General features: G+C 31.6%; 13 protein-coding genes and 2 pseudogenes. 13 read left to right on the forward strand and 2 right to left on the reverse strand.

Annotated elements, in window-relative coordinates; genetic code table 11:
- Window positions 1-856: 856 nt before the first annotated feature.
- The 3 genes from ACTQ5K_RS08705 (at window position 857) to ACTQ5K_RS08715 (ending at window position 4,416) form a co-directional block, all read left to right on the forward strand.
- Window positions 857-1,126, forward strand: coding sequence for a hypothetical protein (locus tag ACTQ5K_RS08705; RefSeq protein ID WP_251629660.1), 270 nt, complete (start codon window positions 857-859; stop codon window positions 1,124-1,126).
- 1,026 nt (window positions 1,127-2,152) lie between these two features.
- Window positions 2,153-3,490, forward strand: coding sequence for an AAA family ATPase (locus ACTQ5K_RS08710; protein WP_251629662.1), 1,338 nt, complete (start codon window positions 2,153-2,155; stop codon window positions 3,488-3,490).
- On the forward strand, window positions 3,490-4,416 hold the full coding sequence (locus ACTQ5K_RS08715; protein WP_251629664.1) for a DUF4435 domain-containing protein: 927 nt from the start codon (window positions 3,490-3,492) through the stop codon (window positions 4,414-4,416). Before ACTQ5K_RS08710 ends, ACTQ5K_RS08715 begins: the two co-directional genes overlap by 1 nt.
- Before the next feature lie 531 nt (window positions 4,417-4,947).
- On the opposite strand, the pseudogene ACTQ5K_RS08720 reads toward ACTQ5K_RS08715, so the two are convergent.
- Window positions 4,948-6,067, reverse strand: a pseudogene (locus tag ACTQ5K_RS08720) (IS3 family transposase).
- Between the two features lie 1,017 nt (window positions 6,068-7,084).
- Window positions 7,085-7,264: a hypothetical protein gene (locus ACTQ5K_RS08725; protein WP_251629668.1), complete on the reverse strand. Its 180-nt coding sequence runs from the start codon at window positions 7,262-7,264 to the stop codon at window positions 7,085-7,087.
- Window positions 7,265-7,537: 273 nt separating this feature from the next.
- On the opposite strand from ACTQ5K_RS08725, the gene ACTQ5K_RS08730 reads away from it, so the two are divergent.
- The 10 genes and pseudogenes from ACTQ5K_RS08730 to ACTQ5K_RS08775 all read left to right on the forward strand — a co-directional run bounded on the left by ACTQ5K_RS08730 (window position 7,538) and on the right by ACTQ5K_RS08775 (window position 20,031).
- Window positions 7,538-7,924 (forward strand): hypothetical protein, encoded by a 387-nt coding sequence (locus ACTQ5K_RS08730; protein WP_251629669.1) that lies wholly within the window; start codon window positions 7,538-7,540, stop codon window positions 7,922-7,924.
- 87 nt (window positions 7,925-8,011) lie between these two features.
- Window positions 8,012-8,761 (forward strand): annotated as a pseudogene (terS, locus tag ACTQ5K_RS08735) (phage terminase small subunit).
- Between the two features lie 127 nt (window positions 8,762-8,888).
- Window positions 8,889-9,035, forward strand: coding sequence for a hypothetical protein (locus tag ACTQ5K_RS08740; protein ID WP_441993825.1), 147 nt, complete (start codon window positions 8,889-8,891; stop codon window positions 9,033-9,035).
- A complete protein-coding gene (locus tag ACTQ5K_RS08745; protein WP_251629671.1) occupies window positions 8,992-9,408 on the forward strand; it encodes a phage terminase large subunit in 417 nt (138 codons plus the stop codon). Before ACTQ5K_RS08740 ends, ACTQ5K_RS08745 begins: the two co-directional genes overlap by 44 nt.
- Window positions 9,383-9,760, forward strand: coding sequence for a terminase large subunit (locus ACTQ5K_RS08750; protein WP_251629672.1), 378 nt, complete (start codon window positions 9,383-9,385; stop codon window positions 9,758-9,760). Before ACTQ5K_RS08745 ends, ACTQ5K_RS08750 begins: the two co-directional genes overlap by 26 nt.
- Window positions 9,761-9,816: 56 nt before the next feature.
- Window positions 9,817-9,945, forward strand: coding sequence for a terminase large subunit (locus ACTQ5K_RS08755; protein ID WP_251629698.1), 129 nt, complete (start codon window positions 9,817-9,819; stop codon window positions 9,943-9,945).
- Window positions 9,946-10,180: 235 nt separating this feature from the next.
- Entirely contained in the window at window positions 10,181-10,786 is a 606-nt protein-coding gene (locus ACTQ5K_RS08760) for a hypothetical protein (RefSeq protein WP_251629673.1), read from the forward strand.
- 628 nt (window positions 10,787-11,414) lie between these two features.
- Window positions 11,415-13,160: a hypothetical protein gene (locus ACTQ5K_RS08765; protein ID WP_251629674.1), complete on the forward strand. Its 1,746-nt coding sequence runs from the start codon at window positions 11,415-11,417 to the stop codon at window positions 13,158-13,160.
- Entirely contained in the window at window positions 13,144-14,832 is a 1,689-nt protein-coding gene (locus ACTQ5K_RS08770) for a hypothetical protein (RefSeq protein WP_251629675.1), read from the forward strand. The genes ACTQ5K_RS08765 and ACTQ5K_RS08770 overlap by 17 nt, the downstream gene beginning before the upstream one ends.
- A complete protein-coding gene (locus ACTQ5K_RS08775; RefSeq protein WP_251629676.1) occupies window positions 14,833-20,031 on the forward strand; it encodes an FtsK/SpoIIIE domain-containing protein in 5,199 nt (1,732 codons plus the stop codon). It abuts the gene before it with no gap.
- Window positions 20,032-20,060 lie beyond the last annotated feature (29 nt).

Here is a 20,060-nt window from a genome sequence, read left to right on the forward strand (position 1 = left end):
TACTTCCTTGGTCAACGACACTACCAGTGTCTTGTATTTCATTTAAAAAACTTAACTAAATAATAACCCAGGCCCCATCTAAAACATAGGTGGGGTCTATTTGACGCTTACGTATCAAAGGGCAATCCAAGCTTTTACCTTTTAGCCAAGCATATAAAGATATAAATAAAAAAGAACAAGATAAAAAAATATATCATTTCAATTGTAATTACAAGGAATCTCTAAGACCAGAGATATTTAGAGCTTTATTAACGAATTCCTGTAATGAGTTCTATACAACATTTTCAGTCGGAAGATATTCCAAAAGGCAATGGAATACTTTAATTGAAAAATTTGTTAATGATACAATAGAAAGTGAACGCTACATAAATGTTCCAAAACACAAGATTAAAGGAATTGCATACAAATGTCTGGAAAGAATTATTGATCATAATGATTATAAACATTCTAAGGCATTTGCCGATTATCAAGAAGTGATGAAAGAGATGTATAGTAGTGATAATACTAGAGTTTCAAATCCTCATATATATAATTGGTTAGAATAAGTCAATAGAAGTCCATAGTTAACCCAAACTAAACAAAAAGATGGTAAACCTAGAAATAAATGTATTTATGAGGATTATCTTTTAAATTATGATGAACTAACAAGTAATATTCGTTTTTATATTAAGCAAAAAACAGAGTGCAATAAAGTGTATTATCGAGATGTATAAATAATAATCGTTGATCGGCTGCTAAAAATGGAAGAAAGATAACCTAATAACACATTGGAGATAGCATAACCGACCAAGATATCGGTTTCTATACTAAACAAAAGCTGTTTTCATGGGGCGTGACCGCAAATCTAGTAGGAACGATGATAAATGGAAATTCTCAAAGAGGAGAGGGAAAAGAAGGATGGGAATTTGCTAATTTTATAGGTCTTGATAACACATATATGGGCGGCAATATTATTACGCGTTCAGAAACTGGAGAAAATACTACTCTTTATCAAAATCCATCTTTAAAATTAGCAACAGAAGAAGAAAAAGTAGCTCACCCAACATGGTATTTTAGAAATACGGGTGCTAATGTAGAAAAAAGTTATGCTGAAGACAATGATAAAACAGGAGACTTTTATATATGACTGTGCATTGTGTTTATCTGCGCATAATATTGCTAGTCCTGACATGTTAACTATAGCACTAAGCGTAAATGACTTTTTTCAAGAGACGCAGGAAATAATATTAGCTAATAGCCGTTTAGGATTAGAACTAATGGTTAAGTAAATTAAAGTAACTTTACCTGACGTTAAAATAGGTGTTAATCCTACTACTGTTTGATGGGTATGTATAATGGCGGAATTGGCAGACTAGCACGACTTAAAATCGTATTCCTTCTGGAGTGTCGGTTCGACCCTGATCACCGGTATTACCTAGTGAATATAAGTTAAGATGAAAAACTCACAAATGTTGTTATATCAGCATTTGTGAGTTTTTTTGTTATGTAAGAAAACGATAGAAAGCGATACGTTTTTAAAAAATAATGCAACAAAAAATGCAAATAGATCCTCATTAAATAATCACCTTTAGTTCTGTGCATAATGTATTATTAGGACGTAAATTTACTCTTTTGGGAACCCATTTTTCGTTGCGACACCATCACGTTTACGAACATCTCCGTGAGATATAAACTTCATTACTTTATCTGAATACAGCCATTGAAATGTACCACCTATGACATAATGCCTGCCACCAAATGACAATAAGTGTACCTAAAAGACAGACTGTTTACCACTGCAATGCTTTTGGTGATAAAAGATATAAAACCATAGTTTTAGAGGTTAAAAAAATTTAATTGATTTTAAATAAAATGAGGTTTTCTGCAAACGGGAAAGATTAACCTTTTGTAACACGTAGTAGACTCTTACTGTGCAGTAAATAATTTCGTTTATGAAAGAATGTACTTCATTTAAGAGGTTATATTTATCGGAGTAGGTATTCAATAAGCGTCCAGTTAATTCGATAAGCTATGTTTGAAAATATAAGATAGAAAGATTGAGGGGCATAAAACTAAGAATAAATAGTGATATATACTTATCTTTAAGTTATAATGTATATATTTGGATTAAGGCATAACATTACAATTTTTGCTAATGTTGAGGGGGATTATCTTGAAATTAAAAGAAATATCTATCAAAAAGTTATTTGGTATATTTGATCATGATATCAAATTAAATGTCGATAGAGGAATAACAATTGTAATTGGTGAGAATGGATTAGGAAAAACAAAAATTTTAGAAGTGGTAGAGGCATTTTTTAAAGGCGAGTTTTATAAACTTTTAAATGTTGAATATAAAAGTCTTATTCTAAAATTTGAAGATAATGTTTCTTGGGAAGTTTTCAAAAATGAGTCTGAAGAAAAAGAAATTGTACTTTCTATTAATCAAAAAGGAAAAGGTACTGAAGAAAAAGAGACGTTTCTAATAGATTTGGATGTATATTCACCAGAACGAATTAGAAGAGAAGCATTAAATATAGTAAGGATGAGTAATAATTTAAGAAGATTTAACTCTGACACATGGCAGCATAAAATAACTGGGGAACTTTATAATTCATTAGAAATTATTGAAAAATTTGGTGTAAACCAGTCAAAGCTTTTTCATAATTTCTTTATTAAAGATTTAGATTTACCTCAGTGGTTTGTTGATAGATTTGAGAAAGTACAGGTCTCTTTAATAGAAACACAACGAGTTTACAATTTTGAAAACCCTGATAGAGCGCCCGTTGAAACTGTTAAAAAATATTCTAAAGAGTTAACAGAACTGATAAAACAAAAATTAACAGAGTCTACAGAGTTATCCTCCAAACTAGATAGAACATACCCTAATAGACTAGTTAACGAATTAAAAAAAGGTAATCGTAATTTATCTGAGGAAGATTTGAATTATGAACTTAATGCTCTAGAAGATAAGCGTAGTTTACTTGATGAAGTTGGGTTAGTGGAAACTGATAAAAATTCGGATCTTCTTTTAATAGATAAACCAGAAGATACTGTGAAAAATGTTCTTATGTTATATGTTAGGGATAGTTTTGATAAGTTAAGCATATTTGATGAAATTGCAGAAAAAATCAGATTGTTATTAAACATTATTAATGAAAGATTTAAACATAAAAAGTTATATGTAAATAAAGATAAGGGATTTGTTTTTAAATCTACCGTGCTAAAAGAAGAAGATATTTATAAAGAAATTCCTTTAGAACAACTTTCTTCTGGAGAAAAAAATGAGTTAATCTTATTTTATAACTTGATATTTAATACTACTCCTAATTCTTTAATTTTAATCGATGAACCGGAAATATCCTTACATATTTCATGGCAAAATAAATTTATTTCAGATTTGAAAGAAATACACAATTTAAATAAACTAGATATTCTTATAGCTACACATTCCCCAGATATTATATCAAATAATTGGGATTTAAAAGTTGAATTACTAGGGGTGGAGTAATGTTTGAGCATATGACACCCGAGAGAACAGCAAATGCAATAATGCAAGATACCACATTTAATGGGACATATTTAATTGTTGAGGGTATGAAAGATTTTAATCTATATAATAAATTCATAAATGTTGGTGATACAGTAGAAATTAAACAAGTTGGGGGTAAGGAAAAAGTTATAGAAGTTATAAAAATTTTAGAGGAACGACAGTTCGAAGAAAAAATAGGAATAGTAGATACGGATTTCTCCAAAATTTCGGAGAGAGACCTGTTAATAGCAAGTGTTTTTTCAACAGATTATCATGATAGCGAAGTAATGATGTTTAAATCACCAGCATTAGAGACGCTATTATATATCTATGTTAAAAAGGATAAGTTAGAAGAGTTTTTGAATGGAAGAGATCTAAGGGCGACTTTGTTAAATATCGCTAAAGAAATAGGTTTATTAAAACTAGCGAATTACCTACATAGTTTTGGATTGGCATTTAAGCCAAAAAATATAGATGGTAATACACTGAAATACAAAAATTTTATAGATGAGAGAACATTACAGTTTAAAGGTAAAGAAGAATTAATTAATACTGTTTATAACTATTCATTAAGTAGATCTAGTCAAGTAGCTGATAAAGAGTTAGTGCATGAGAAGTTTGACGAGTTATCAAACAAAGAATACGATTTTCTGCAACTAGTAAATGGGCATGATTTATCAAATATTATATTCTTATTATTAAAAAAAGCTCTTAGAAGCACTAAAAAGTCATTGTCTGATTATAATACTATTGAAGATTCATTTATTATGTCTTATGAAGCAAGATATTTTATAGAGACCGAGTTATTTCAGAATCTTTATAAATGGTCAAATTTGAATGATGTAAACCTTTTTAAGGAAGATATTAAAGAACTTTATCAAAAAATGAATCTTATTGAGGTTTAATCAATCTTTTCACCAAACCTTATTTTAAACCAACAATTAAGAATATTACTAGTATTACTTTTAATGAAGTTGAAAAAATCGAGATACGGATAGAAGTATAGAAATTTTAAGAAGCTTTAAGGCTCTTCTCAAATAGTAAATAGTGATACAGGGGCTATAAATTACAATTTTTTTGCTGCGAAGTACAACGATACTATTCTATAGATAATGAATCTCCACAATCGGTGTGATTGCGGAAGACAATCTTCTCGTCACAATCATATGATTAAAGAAATAAAAACCAGCCACTTACAAAATACTGTAAGTGGCTGGTTACTATTAATATTACAATAATCCAAAGAATAACTAATAATTTTGTTATCAAGAGAGTTATATTGCCATCTTATCGAATATATAAACTGTTTCTTGTTCATCTATAATAAGTCGTTCATTTAGTAAGTGAGCATATTTTTTCATAGTTGTATCAATATTACTATGTCCTAACCTTTCACTTACATAATGTATTGATACATTTGGTATGTCAACACAAAACTAGACAACTTTTTTAAGGTGTTTCCATTTATATTCGATTGGGCTTAAATAATCCAAGGTTCCATGAATTCGATGTAATTAAACCAATTGACATAGCCTTATAATCCCTTTGATAATTCTTCTAAACTAGTAAAATGTCTTTTTCTGATAAACTCTGTTTTGATGATTTTAAAGGTTGCTTCTGCTACGGCATTATCATATGGGCAGCCTTTCCTGCTTAATGATCGCGTAATATGAAATGTCTCTAGGGCTTCATCTATCAGCTTATGTTTACATTCATTTCCACGATCTGTATGGAAATATGGAATGTTTCGCAAGTCCTTCTTAATGGAGGAAAAGGCACGGTATACAAGTGCTGCATCTTTGTGCGGGCCCGTACTATATCCAATAATTTCTCGATTAAAGAGATCAACAAATACACATACGTATTGTCATTTTTTATCGACCCTTACGTATGTTAAATCACTTACGACTACTGTTAACTCTTCTTTTTGGTGGAATTCCCGATCCAATTCATTTTGCTGATTCGATTCATTACACTTGGCAGAATGCGGTTTAAAGTGGACTACTGTGTAAGCTGAAACTAAACCTTGTTCTCGCATAATCCGGCCAATTCGGCGTCTAGAAACGATGAATCCTTGTTTTTTAAATTCTACCTTTATCTTACGAGTTCCATAGTTTTCTCGGCTTAAGTGAAAGATTTCGATGATTTTTGTTGTCATCTCATCCTCTGACGGTCTTTCCTTTGTCTCATAATAATAAGTGCTTCTTGAAAGTTGTAGGACTTTGCACATTGCTGATATCGAGTACTTGTGCTGATTGTTCTTTACCACATTTACTTTCGTCCTAGTATCAGCGCTGCTTGCTTTAAAATATCATTCTCCATCTGTAGCTGTTTTAGCTCTTTACGTAATTGATTTAGTTCTTTTTATTCAGGAGTTAAATTGTCTTTCTCCTGAAAGGACCCGGACATTTGATGTTGATTAATCCACTTGTCTAGTGAAGAAGGCGTTAACTCATACTCACGAATAATATCTCTTCTTGGTTTTCCGTTCAGATATAGTTGCACCATTTGTTGTTTAAATTCGGCGGTGAAAGTTCGGCGTGTTTTTTTGGTCATGGTAGATTCTCCTCTGATTGTCTTATTCGCATTCTACTTGACCTTAAAATATCTGTCCAACTAAGTATAGACTATCCAACAGTCTTGCTAATTTGCATGGGGTTATTCATACGGAATTGCATAGTGTAGTTCATAAGATTTTACATTCGAATAAAGAATATTTAAAAGTAATTAAATTAATAATAACGGACAAAATTTCTTGCTCATCGTCAGCTTTCCAAATGCTATCAGAAATAAAATCTCCTTTATGTGGAATAATATTTGATTCAAAGCTTTTTCGGATAGTTGACCAACCTTTGTTGAATGTTTTCAAATGAATTAATGAGATAAAGTAATTTCCATAATATCACCGCCTTTTTTGTTTGTTCTAGATAGAGAGATATTAAGAATTGTTTATGATTGCATGCTAAGTGGAGTGACAAGGCAGCAGATAGCGGTTCATTTAGAAATTTCAAGAGATTCTGTGGACAAGCTTCGTTCCGACATAAAGGCGCAAATCGGCACAAATACGACTTTTTCCAAAGTTTTGCACGGAGAAAAAGTGGCAGTGTAAAACGGAAGGCAGGACGGGTAGGCAGTTAACAAGCTGTTTCCTCTATTTTTGTTCGAGAACTTCACCTTTCTCGGTATTATAATTTATTTTTATATTCTGCCAGAGGCCTTTTAAACCTACACCACACGGTAAATAAGATAAGCTGGAGCATAAACGTGGTCGACCCTTTTATCATGTAAGATGCAAATCCTTACCTGCATTTTATAATTTATTTTTATTGAAAATTGCTATCCAAAGCTGTAAAGGTGAAGTATATAGTTATGTATGGCCATGCACCACGAGGGGGGTGTGGTTATCTCAGATGAAGTAAAAAAGACACCGATTCAAATAGGAAGATGTCTTTTTCGTTGCGGTTTAATTTATTTTTATAAAAATCTAAAACCACATTTATAATTTATTTTTATTTAAGGTCTCAACCCCCTCATTGAGGGAGAGAGACCATATTTTGTCGTTTTAATTGGTAATTATTCAAGCAATTTATTCAATGTTTCAAGCATTTCTATAGTATTTGAATCGCCCTTTGTATATAGCAGAATCAATAGTATGATAAACAAAATGATTAAATAGATATCAATAATTAAAATAGGTTTGTCGTTAATCCATATCTTTATTCTTAGTTTTTTAAAAAATAGCTCTTTTAGCATTGTAAACCTCCTAAATAGAGGCCTCTCTCTTTAATAAAAAGTTTAATGGATTCCAGTAAGAAAATCAATGGGGATATCATGGGTAAATCCAGTTGTATCAAGGGTTTATAGACGATTATAATTTACTCTTATAATTCAAAGGAATTTTTATATAATTTATTTTTATGAAAAGTTAATTGCAGGAAAATATCTCCTTTTGTCGAATAGTATATCTAATAAATTTAAGGGGGAATTTACATAGATACTTTTTTACTCAGAGAGAAGCTAATTCAGGTGATTCAAGATAATATTCCTAGTATTAGATTTGATTTTTCTTTGAAAGAAGAACGATTTAAGCAAGAAAGAGTCAATGCATTTATTCCTAATGAACAGAGTAAACGATGGATGATGTTAGATGCTACTAAAAACTTTCTGCATGTAGCAATGGATCATAATAAAGGTGATATTGATGAGCAAGAGTTAAGAGAACTTAATATTCCATATAAGATAGATGGTACAAGAGGGTTAACAAGGATATATTTACATAGTGATAATGCAGTTGAGCTTTATGTGTTTGATGAAAAATTAGTTGATTTTGAGGATAATAAGTTCTTGGAATTCTTACATAAGCATTTTTCTTCCTATGTTAAAAGAGTAAGTACTGCAAGGATAAGAAACTAAATAGATTGAATGATAAGCATCCGAATTGGGATGCTTTTTCTTTTGTCCAAAACAAACATAAATATCGGAGGTGGCAGGTGATGTAGCATGGCTGAAAAATATGTTCAAGCTGAGAAAGGTTATGTCAAGGGCATGGAATATAAGGATATTGCAGAGAAATATGGTGTCTCCATTAATACTGTAAAGTCATGGAAAAAACGATATGGTTGGAATTGAGATAGGGATGCACCCAAAGAAAAAAGTGTGCACACAAAAAAACGAGGTGCACCAAAAGGAAATATTAATGCTAAAGGCAATAGTGGTGGTGCCGCTCTTAAAGGTAATTCCAATGCTGTTACTCATGGACTCTTTGCTAAATTTCTTCCTGATGAAACATTAGAAATAATGGAGCATATAAATGAGTGTTCTCCAAAAGAGTTAATATGGGACCAAATACAGTATGCCACTATTATTCGAGCGCAAAAGATTATGCTGGTGCAGGATAAGCATGAAATGATTAAAGAGTTGAAAAAAACTAAATATGAATATTATCCACGCCCTGAAGAAGAGGGTGGCGGTGTTGAACAGACAGTTATAGAAGAAGAGTTTCAGTTTGCATGGGATCGCCACGCTACTTTCTTAAATGCACAATCAAGAGCAATGGGAGAGTTAAGATCCTTAATAAAACAGTTTGTGACAATTGCAGGTGAAGCGGATGAAAGACGTATGAGATTAGAAATGATGAATCTGCAAATGGATAAGATTCGAGCTGATACTGAAAAAGTTAAGGCCTCTTCTAACAATGGTGATACTGGTATGAGTGTGATGATTGTGAACGATCTTAATGATGATGACTAATCCAATCAAAATAAGTTTGAAAAAAGTTGTTGGTAAGGGATACGGGAAGTACTGGAACTATAAAGGGCGTTACCGAGTAGTTAAAGGCGGTCGTGGTTCAAAAAAATCTACAACAACAGCATTAAATATGATTTATAGGATAATTGAGTATCTGCTATATAATCTATTGGTTGTTCGTAAAGTGTTCAAGGATCATAAGGATTCTACTTACGCTCATATTGAAATGGGCAATGCGACAGCTGGGAGTGGAGCATTTATTTCACTGTACAACTAGTCCATTAGAAATAAGGTATAAACCTACTGGCCAGAAGATACTTTTTCGTGGTTTAGATGACCCGATGAGTATCACCTCTATTACGGTTGAAGTGGGTTATTTGTGTTTTGCTTGGTTTGAAGAAGCCTACCAAATATTAAATGAGGATGACTTTGACAAAGTGGATATGTCTATCCGCGGTGAATTGCCTCCTGGTTACTTCAAGCAGATCAGCATCAGCTTTAATTCCTGGAATGAAAAGCACTGGCTTAAACGGAGATTCTTTGACGTTCAAGTAGATAATACTCTAGCCATGACAACCAATTACATGTGTAATGAGTTTCTTGGTGAGGATGATAGAGTATTATTTGGAGAACAACCCAAGACGTTATAAAATAGAAGGCTTAGGAGAATGGGGAATTGCCGAAGGTGCTATATTCACCAATTGGCATGAAAAACTATTCGATAAAAATGAAATTATTAAGCGATCTGGCATTAAATCTGCTTTTGGTATGGACTTTGGATTTACAGTGGACCCAAGTACATTATCATGTGCTCTCGTCGATGTTAAAGCAAGAGAGATTTATCTATTTGATGAAATGTATGAGAAGGGCTTAATAAATAATGAAATAGCTGAACAGGTTATAAGAATGGGTTATAGCAAGGAAATGATTATTGCTGATGCAGCAGAAAAGAAAAGTATTGAAGAGATTAGGCGTTATGGTGTACGTAAGAGATTAAGCTAGCTGAAAAAGGACCGGACAGTGTAAAAGCAGGTATTCAGTTCCTGCAGCAATTTACCATTTACGTTCACCCAAATTGTACAAACTTTGCTATGGAATTAGCTAATTATGTATGGGATAAAAATAAAGAAGGTAAGTTTATCAATAAACCAATTGATGAATACAACTATTTAATTGATGCGTTATGAAAATTAATCTAATTAATAGAAAAAACGTAATCATGTTATGAGAAATATTAATAATTTTTCAAAAAATATGATGTTAAGGTGTATGAGAGTGAATCAAAATGGGATGGTTGAAATGATTAGAAAATTTAAAATTCAGACTATTATACTATTATACTATTATTTTAGTGTATAATTTTCTTGTGAAATTTTATCCAATTGACTAATGTGTAAATAGTAAGGGGAGGAAGATTAATTAATGCACAATAATACAAAAGAGAATTCACCTTTAAGTATTAATTGGAACCAGGTTAAGAATAGTTTACAAGTTGCTTTGAAATATGAGGAATTGGATTTTTTGTCAAGTAAAGATCATTCAGGACTTTTAATTTCTACATTAAATTTTAAAGTTAATAATAAAGGGTTTATTAAGTTAGCAGAAGACTTGTATATAAAATTCTCCTTTGGTTATGTTCCGGATAGGTTAGTGATTAAGGAGTTACCTCATAATGTATTAAAAATAGGTTTTAGTCCTAAAAATAAATTGGTAAGTTGGACAGTATTTTTAGATTTACCATTTACAAAAATTTTAAGCGGTGATATTTTCATTGAATCAACGTCTACTTTTATAAGCAAAGAGTTAGAAGGGATGTACTATAGCATTATTGTGACAAGTCGTAATCCTCTATCTTCATCAAGCCAAGATAGAAACATAATTCATAAAATTATTGAGAAAGCAAAAAAGAATGATTTTATAGCAGCAGATAAATTTAAATATTTCCATAGTCCAAATATAGATGGACTGAGAAATAAAAATGAGTATTTTGCAGGTACAGGAAGTAATATAACAAGAAAATCGTATTAAAATAAATGCAATATTGGTTTGAAATTTGAAAAGTTAATAGGAATGTACAAATAATGATGTAATTAATTAAATAACACCGTGTTCTCTATTTGTGATAGCGGTAAAAAGGTCAACTTTATAAAGAAAAGAATAACATTATCCAAAAAGATGCTATAGAACAAAAAGCAGGTTGAAAAATAATTTAGAGGAAATGGGACTAGACAGAAAAATTGAATTATTTTCAATATTAAAAAATATTTAGAATAAGTACATAAATCAATAAATTCAGTAACTATTAATTTTTAATATCATTCTAGGTATCTAAAATATAGCAAGTAAAAGAAAAAAATAATATATCAAGTTTTCAGACTGTAGACAAGGTTGGCATAGCTAACCTTGTTTTTTAAAGAAAAGAAATTAGAGAATTTAAAACAATTGGTTTTCTGCCATCTTTGTTAGGTGAAAATAACTATTATTCACGGTTCCACTAGGGAACTTAGAATAATACCTGTTTCAGTCTTTTTTGGAAATAATCACACAAAAGAGCAGGAAAATTACGGGATTATATGGTAAGATAGTAATATAAAAATAGTAAATGTAATTATTTGGTATGTACATCGTGGATATGCCAACTAGAGGTGAAAGTAAAATGGAACAAGTTGAAAAACTAGAAAAAAAGATAAATCCTTTTGTGAACTTCATGCAACAGTATGACTTAACGACTGCAGATTATTCAAAAATTTTTGATGAACATACTACTACTATTCAATACAATATTGATACAAATATAAATCAACAAATTATCAATATATTTCAAGAAGCACCTCGTTCTGTCATCATTACTGGTAATGCAGGTGATGGAAAAACACGTATATGCCGTAATGTATATGAAGCAATTTCTAAAAAAACTTTTCAAGGGTGGCCAGAAAGTGGAATTGACGAGTTTGTTGTTAATAATTATACAATTAGGATTATTAAAGATTTATCAGAATTACAGGATCATATAATCCTTGAAGAGTTAAAAAGATTGCAAGAATCATTACATAGTTTGACGAAAATTTATTATTTAATTGCTGCTAATGAAGGAAAGCTTACATATTTTTTAACAAAATACCCGGAATTGACAAATCTTAAAGAAGTTATCATTCCACAATTTTCACCAATACATAAGCAGCAGTTTGATCAATTACAAGTGTTTAATTTACTTCATGTTTCTTCATCTGTTTATGCACAACGAATTATAAGTGAATGGAATCAGGAAGAGAATTGGCAAGTGTGTTCAGGATGTAATAAACAAAAACAGTGCATTATTAATCATAATCATCGGGCGCTTTCAACTAAAAAAACAGCTGGTCGCCTGTTAGGTGTGTATCGTTCTTTAGATGGTAAACATGGACATATGACAATGCGAGAATTGCTTATTCATCTAGCTTATACACATACAGGCGGTTTATATTGCAGAGATATTCATAATTCGGATTCAAAAGAACTGCAACAACAAGCAAAAAAAGTATACTATGAAAACTTTTTTGGGCACAACATTGCAAAAGAAGTTTTTGAAGAAATTGCTGGAATTCAAGAAATGAGAGCATTTGACCCAGGGTATTTATCAGATTCTATGATTGATGACTTTATTATGAATGGCGATTTATCTAATCAAGAAACTAGCCTTTCACATCAGGAACTGTTTGGAGAAAGTATTGATACGGAATATGGATATTTTTATGAAGAGTTAAGAAAATACCGTTTGAATTACCGCTCTGATGAAGATGAAGGAAAAAAAATAGCGGAAAAATGGTTGCCTCGTCTTCGTAGAAAGTATTATTTTGAGTATAAAAGTAGCAAGTCGATTGAAAAGTTAGTTCCTTATCGCTATCGCAAAATATTCCTTGATATTTTAAAATCACCGGAAAAAATGTCGTTAGATATAAAAAGAGATTTAGTATCAGGAGTAAACACATACTTTTCTAAGAGGTTGGTTTATTCTCCTTCTCATGCTCTATATGTTACTTCTGAAAATTTATTTGTCCATGATGTTATTAATTCGGGAGATATAAGGTTTGAAGTTTCACCAAGCGATTTAAATTTAGATCGTAAGGCATCTTACTTCACGATGAAAATTAAAGGTGTCACATTAAACATTAACCTCTTAACATTTGAATACTTACTTCGTTTAGCAAATGGAGGAATGTTTAATGTCTTAAAAGAAGACATTGAAATATTGTTAAATAATTTCAGAAATAAGTTAATTTCTTTAAGTCAGACTGAAGGTTCTGTGTTGAAAATTTTAAAATTTGATACGTCTCACGGAGCATTTGTTTTAAAAGAAATACAAATTCAAACTGATGATGAGACAGAACAAGAGGAAGAAGAGGAAGATGAATATGAATGGTGAAGTGAATGAGATGGAAGCCGCAAAAGAAAATATTCAATTTTCTAGTCAAATTTCTGAAAAAATTTGGGGACATCGTTTTAAAGATGGTCAGCGCGGTCCTGAATATACGCTTGAGTTTTTAAATATTATGGCTGGTACTGAATATGAGTTTGGCAACAAATACTATGCTCGAAAAAAAATGGAGGAATTCAGAAAATTTGTTTTTGAAGGATCAAAAGAAGGCGCTAAGACAAAAGATGATTCTTCTAATTATGTCGAATTTGATGAAAAAAGAAAAAAAGATATTATTGATGACTTAGGGATAGATTCTTCAGAACTTGAGGATTTACAGTCGTTTTTTAAAAATTTAACCGTTCAAATGACCACTTCTAGTGGGAAAATGCTAAATCGATCCTGGTATGCGACAATGTTATTTCCATTGCACGAGTCTCTTCTTTACTTCGAATTACGAACAAATAAACAAAGTAAAAAAACGGCTTTTGAACGTAACTTTTTTGCGCGAGGTGGAGAACTATATTATTTAATGATTACATATGGAACAGAAAATGATATAGAATTACGAAAAAAAATTGAATCCAGATTAAAATCAATTATGCGTCAAAATAAAAGTATTACAGGCGTAGTAGATCGTATTTGTGAGAATTTAGGAGACGATTATAAAATTGATTTAAAGCATCCTCAAAATCCAGCAACGCTTATTAAGGATCCCTCTTTAGAAGGAATTATTCCTAACTATAAAACAAGAGAATATCCTAAGCTTCCAGATAATAACTTAGAAATCTATCATCATTTTGCTGTAGAACTCAATGCGCTGTTACAACTAGATATTGATTTATATGAGTTATTCGGGCTTCTTACATCGCTTATTTGTTTTCAATTGCATCGGTATATGCTTTATCAAGCGGAAAAGGAAAGTGAACAACAAAACATTTACTTTATTGATTGTTTAGATGGTCAGGATTCCCATGTAAAGCGTCTAGCTCAAGATTCACATAGTAAGCATGAAACATCTATTCAAAAACGGTTTGACGCTTATACAGAGGTTCGTTTAAGCAAGTTGCTTCCTGAGGAAACGGCAGTAGAAAAACTGCGTGAATGGAAAGAAAAAGCTGGGCAAAGTCAAGCTAAAAAAGAAGAAGATAGATACGAAGAATTTTTAAAGCAAATAGAGTACAAGTCGGTTCATGGAACAAAGAAAAAAGCATTGATTCAAGCGATTCAAAATCCTGATGAACAACAAGCAATAAAAATGCTAAAATTAAAAATTATTGAATTTTCACGTGATGAGTTAGCAAAAAAGCAGCTTCCGATCACAAGAACTCTAGCAAGAGATGGAGGATTTATTACAACAGGACCTGGAGTAAGAGCAAGATATGTGCTGTCTGATCAGTTTTTATGTAGCCTTGTATATGCAACATTAGAACAAGCAGAAAAAATGGATTTTCATGACTTTATGGTTGAGCTATATGAGAGATACAATATTGTTATTGGGACGGAAGAAGCAAAACGTTCTGGTTTGTATGAACGAGAAGGTGTGAATTTGCGATCTTTTGAAAATAATGAAAAAAAATTAAGGCAAAAATTGAAACAAAATGGCTTATTACAGGAATATTCTGATGCAACAGCCCTTATTAGAAACCCGTACATGGCAAAAGAAGGAGGAGTATATTAGATGGATGCAACACAATCAATTAATAAACAGCTCCTTCTAGGTTACTGGATAGCAGAGTATATTAAATCGTATCTAGTAGAAAACAAAACAAAAAACGCAGAAAAAGTTTTATTAAAAATAAATAATATTAGTAATGAATATAGCCCAGCAATTTTGAATGCCATAAACGAATTGCAATCTGAAATTGCTTTATCCTATGATCCGGTTATTAAAACAGTTGCTCCTATTGATGGATTTGAACGGTTTGCATGTCAAAGTCATGAAACAAGTGTGTGGCTTCGTAACTTTATTCGATCTGGACAAGCACTTATCCTGCTAATGAATAAAAAAACACCAGAAGCTCAAAGTTTAAAAGATATTGTTTCCGTGGATGAATCACAACTTTTATCACAGCAAGGCTTTAGAGCTCTTTCTGACATGCTGACGAATAAGGATCTTTTATCCGTGTCTGAAGTCAATGAACTGCTCCAATTTTTATCTGTCTATCAAACTGTAACGGACTCTCAGTTGTCGTTGATGCTAAACTTCTTAGAAAAAGTTATTCTACAAGCAAACCATTTGTTGATGTCAGAAAGAATCGGTCTGTCTTTAGATCAGTTAAGATTGTTTAAAGATGATTTAATTCGCACAGATAACAAAGCGATTTTAAAAAAATCAATTCAAAAAAATTACTTACTTAGTCATTTACGTAAAAGCAATGTTCATTATTTAGATCCTGAGAAAATGTTAATAAGTGTAGATTTGTTTATTCAAAATGAACAAGAAAATGGTTATATAAGTGACGTATGGGATTTGTTTGAAGGGAAAGAGGCACAGCTTTTAGAAAAAGCTTCTGAATTTGTGTACCAGCAAAATAAAGACTTTTTAGAAGTTCCTTATTCTGCTGCTGAAAAAATATTTAATTTTAAATTTCCTACTGGTATCAAGAATCGACTTATAAATGTTCGTGATCGTATGTTAACAAGTTACAGTGAAAAAATTGAACAAGCTAGCACGCGAGAAGAAGTTGAACATTTAGAAAAAGAAAAGCGGAAAAAAGAACAAGAGTTTGATGCGGGTGTAGAAGCAGTTTTAGAAAAAAAAGACCTTGAAGCAGTTCGGAGTTTTCGCGAAGAGTTTGCCGATCATATTGAACGTGAAGGAATCATTAAATCTATTGTCAATGTGGAAAACAAGCTTGAAAATCCTTCCGAGTATGTAGGATTATTAGAAGGTTTATTCTCGGAAATGCTAGTTATGATAGAAAAAGTTGAGGAAGAAGATTTTTATGGGAAACTTTCTTTTCAAATTTCAAAAACATCAAAAGAAGTAGTACCGAAAGCATACTTGGATTTTTTAAATTATCATCTTCAAGCAATTTCGTTATTATCGAATAACATTATAATAGAGAAAATTAATGAAGAAGATTCAGAAGCTACTCAATTACCAGAACTCATATCATTTGATATTAACTTAATGAGGAATGAAGAAAAGCTTGATTCTACTAATTTTAAAATTGAAACTACAGCTTTTCAAATAGAGAACAATAGCTTTTTTGATTTTTATGATGAGATTGCTCATAATGGAAAACTTGGGTATGTGGTAATAGATTCATTGCAAAAAAACACGAAATTTTTTGAACAAGAATTGGAAGAAATAAAAGCAGCAAGTGAGTTAAGTGATCGAAAATTAATTCCTCATATTGAGGCTTTTTCAACTTTTAATAAACAGTATTTAACTATGGTTCAACGTTCTATTGAACAAGGCTGGACAAGACAATTACTTGAAGAGACAGCTTCCTTAATAGAGGAATATTTAAAAAACACGTATTCAGATGTTCAAGCTGTTCGAAAAGTGCATGGTCTTCTTAATAAAATGGGTGTTGTAGAATTCACAGAAAGCACTAACTTATCGAGCGTTAAGAAAATTACAAAACAAATTATTTCGATTTTTAATCCAGTACGTTTTATTGCATATGGATACAAGCTTGTGCATTTTGGCAAGTTAATTGAAAACCTTTCTGATACTTCTCATGGTCTTAATCCTGCCCGGACGATTGAAGACATTCAGCAATACAAAGCATATGAACAAAATAAGCTTTCTCAGTTAGCACCAGCTTATTTGTCTACCGGTGATCAAAATGTATTTTTCTTTGAACAAGAAGAAGCTTATGGACAAGGTATGTATGTCATAGAGGAATTGAAAGAAAGTGATTCAAATCAAGCAGCAAACTTTGCTAATGAAATGTCAAAGATTGCACAAGATTATGTCCGAATTTATCCATATGCTGCAGACAGTTTAGATATTTTATTCCTCTATGTAACAAACTTGGATTATGTTAAAAAAGCAATTGAAATGCTTTTGAAAAAAGGGGACATCAAAAAATTAAATGTCACTCTGCATAGTCCATCAAAAGCAGCTGTTTTATATGATGAGTTAAATCAATGGCTTAGTGCGAAAGAAGAGTATATTACGCCTCTTCCATTATTAGGAGGACTGCCTCAGCTTGAAATTAATGTGATGCCTCATCATTCTGAGAGAAATCTTGAAAAAACACTAACAAAATCAATGGTTGATTTTGATATTGCCATTTTTGTGGATTATTTTGGTCAAAAACATAATTTAAATGTGCCAAAAAGTTTTCATCAGCGTCCGTTAAAAACTTGCCGTTTAGAAGATACAGCTTGGAAATTTGTTGATGAAACAGGTTACCGGTCTTCAGAAGAAGGAACAAGATTAATCAATTATATTTCTGATAGTCAGCCTTTGTTATTGCAGCGCTTTTATGATTTACAATATGTTTTGCAAAGTGGTATTACTGTTAGCGAAAGCAATGTTACTCAAGTATTGAGAGGACATATTCAAATTACTCATACGGAAAAAAATGCTTTATACAATTTAGTTCATGAAAAATTCAATTGGGTTGTTACATATGATAAATATATGGATCCAATGCTTGTTAGCCAAGTGACAAATAAAGCAAATATTATCAGATATCATATTGATCGTAAAGGAAAAGAAGAAGTAAAAGTGCTTGTTTCTTCATCTGAATCAATTAAGCGTTTTATGGATCAAACGGAGAATTATTATTATCATGAACGGTTATCAAATCGATTAAAAGATCTTTTATCAATTAAAGCTATTGATGAAAGTGTCGTTCGGGATGTAATTCATCAGGTAAAGCAATTATCCGGTGGTTCTGTTTTAAGATCGCTAGGACCTGGGAAATTTATTCATGAGCTTTTATCTGTTTACCTAACCGTTTTGCGTGAAAAAAATGTAAAAGATAATGAAGTAGTTCTTTGGTGTATGTGTGATGAACTTGATTGGTTCCGCAGAAACCAGAAACGCCCTGATTTACTTAAGGTATCTATACAATATAATCCAGAAGAAGAAAAATATTTGATTTCTTTTAAGTTAGTTGAACTAAAATTAGTTCACTTCAATTCCTATGAAATAGAAGTAGCTGATGCAGCCCAACAGCTACTAAGCGGCGAAAAAGTGTTGAAAACTTTTTTTGATTTTGAAATGGTGGCCGTTGATAAAGAAATGAGGCTTGGTACGATTATCAAGCTGTTGATAGAAACAAGAGCATACAATAAAAAAGAATTAGCAATATTAGAAAACTTAAAAAATAATTCAAATACAAATGTGCAATTTTTATTTGAAAAAGAGATTAATGCGTATATCTATTCACAAGATGTTCCATTTGAAACTAAGGAACAAATTGAATTGGGTCATTATGTAGATGTATTAGAAAATAATGATATTGTAACTAAAACATTTACACGCTCTTATATATTAGAAGCGTTAAAAGCTGAAAATGAAGAACCGGAGCAATCCAATCGTCAGTTGGTTGAAGAGTCTGTTTCATTTGAGGCATTTCTTGATGAAAAAGATATTATCGTGAAACATGATGAAGAAATAAAAGATAGTGACAAAGATGACGAGATCGAGGATAAAAATCCTACAGAAGACGAAGAGGATTCTAGAAATGACCTTAGAATGCCAGTAAATCCACCAGCTGTTATTATTCCTTCAACTGATGGTGACCAAGAACACTGTTATCCTGAACGGATAGCTTTAAAAAGTGTGAGAACGATTGAAAATGATAGGGAGAAAACAAAAGCCGATGAAGAGCTAGGCAGGCAATATGGACAAATTCTTCGGACGAAATTCAATTTGAATAACATTAAATTAACAGTAGATCGTACGCTTGTTGGTGCTAACGTTATTCGGGTGATTGGTAATATTCCTCCTAACCAAAGTATTACTTCTGTTGAGAAAAAAGCAAAAGACATGGCTTTATGGTTGAAAATTGATTCTGCACCTACTGTATTTAATGATAAGAATGGAATCAATATTGATATTAACCGTCCAGAACCTGAAACTGTTTATTTTGATCGGTTTATGCACCTTGTCAGAGAACAAGTTTCAGAAGAAAAGTTAACAGAAGGATTTATTGTTCCAGTTGGACTTGACCCGTTAAATAATGTTATGACTGTTGATTTCAATGGTACAGAACCACATATGCTTGTGGCTGGATCAACAGGAAGCGGTAAAAGTGTTAGTTTGAATTCAATTGTTTTTGCTTTGATGTGTTTGTATGATTTCTCAGAACTTCAATTTGTTTTTATTGATCCAAAACAAGTAGAATTTATTCCATTTCAAGGTACTAAGCATACACGTCATGTATTAACAAATATTGAAGAAGCAGTTATTTATTTAAATACTCTTGTTGAAGAAATGGAAGCTCGGTATACTTTATTTAGTAAGCAGTACATTCGTAATTTGAAAGAATATAACGATATGACAGAACAACAAGGAAACAGTGAAGAAAAGCTTCCGCGTATTGTAATCGTTTTTGATGAATTTGCTGATTTTATGCTTCAAGATAAAGAGCTGGCGAAAAAAATTGAAACGATGATTTCTAGAATTGGTCAAAAAGGACGTGCAGCTGGGTTGCATATGATTGTTTGCACACAGTCCCCTAAAGCAGAAGTTATTAATACAACAATTAAAAACAATTTACTGGCTCGACTTGCTTTAAAAGTAACAGATGGAGTAGCCTCGAATGTTGTTTTAGATACAAGTGGTGCTGAGAATTTAGCGGGAAAAGGAGACTTCTTGTTAAAGAAAAACAGCGATCCATTGCGAGGAAAAAGTCCGTTTCTTCATCATGAAGCGTTTGTTTCTTTAATGAATTATTTTAAAAATTAGAAAGACCAAACGAATTAGTCTCTTTTGAG

Source organism: Niallia sp. Sow4_A1, from assembly GCF_052116745.1.
GTDB classification, from domain to species: Bacteria; Bacillota; Bacilli; order Bacillales; family Cytobacillaceae; genus Niallia; species Niallia hominis.

Bases quoted from the DNA above. Each gene is read 5' to 3' on its own strand.
- ACTQ5K_RS08705 (WP_251629660.1), top strand. From the start codon at position 857: ATGATAAATGGAAATTCTCAAAGAGGAGAGGGAAAAGAAGGATGGGAA.
- ACTQ5K_RS08715 (WP_251629664.1), top strand. From the start codon at position 3,490: ATGTTTGAGCATATGACACCCGAGAGAACAGCAAATGCAATAATGCAA.
- ACTQ5K_RS08725 (WP_251629668.1), bottom strand. From the start codon at position 7,264: ATGCTAAAAGAGCTATTTTTTAAAAAACTAAGAATAAAGATATGGATT.
- ACTQ5K_RS08740 (WP_441993825.1), top strand. From the start codon at position 8,889: ATGATTTATAGGATAATTGAGTATCTGCTATATAATCTATTGGTTGTT.
- ACTQ5K_RS08745 (WP_251629671.1), top strand. From the start codon at position 8,992: ATGCGACAGCTGGGAGTGGAGCATTTATTTCACTGTACAACTAGTCCA.
- ACTQ5K_RS08760 (WP_251629673.1), top strand. From the start codon at position 10,181: ATGCACAATAATACAAAAGAGAATTCACCTTTAAGTATTAATTGGAAC.
- ACTQ5K_RS08765 (WP_251629674.1), top strand. From the start codon at position 11,415: ATGGAACAAGTTGAAAAACTAGAAAAAAAGATAAATCCTTTTGTGAAC.
- ACTQ5K_RS08770 (WP_251629675.1), top strand. From the start codon at position 13,144: ATGAATATGAATGGTGAAGTGAATGAGATGGAAGCCGCAAAAGAAAAT.
- ACTQ5K_RS08775 (WP_251629676.1), top strand. From the start codon at position 14,833: ATGGATGCAACACAATCAATTAATAAACAGCTCCTTCTAGGTTACTGG.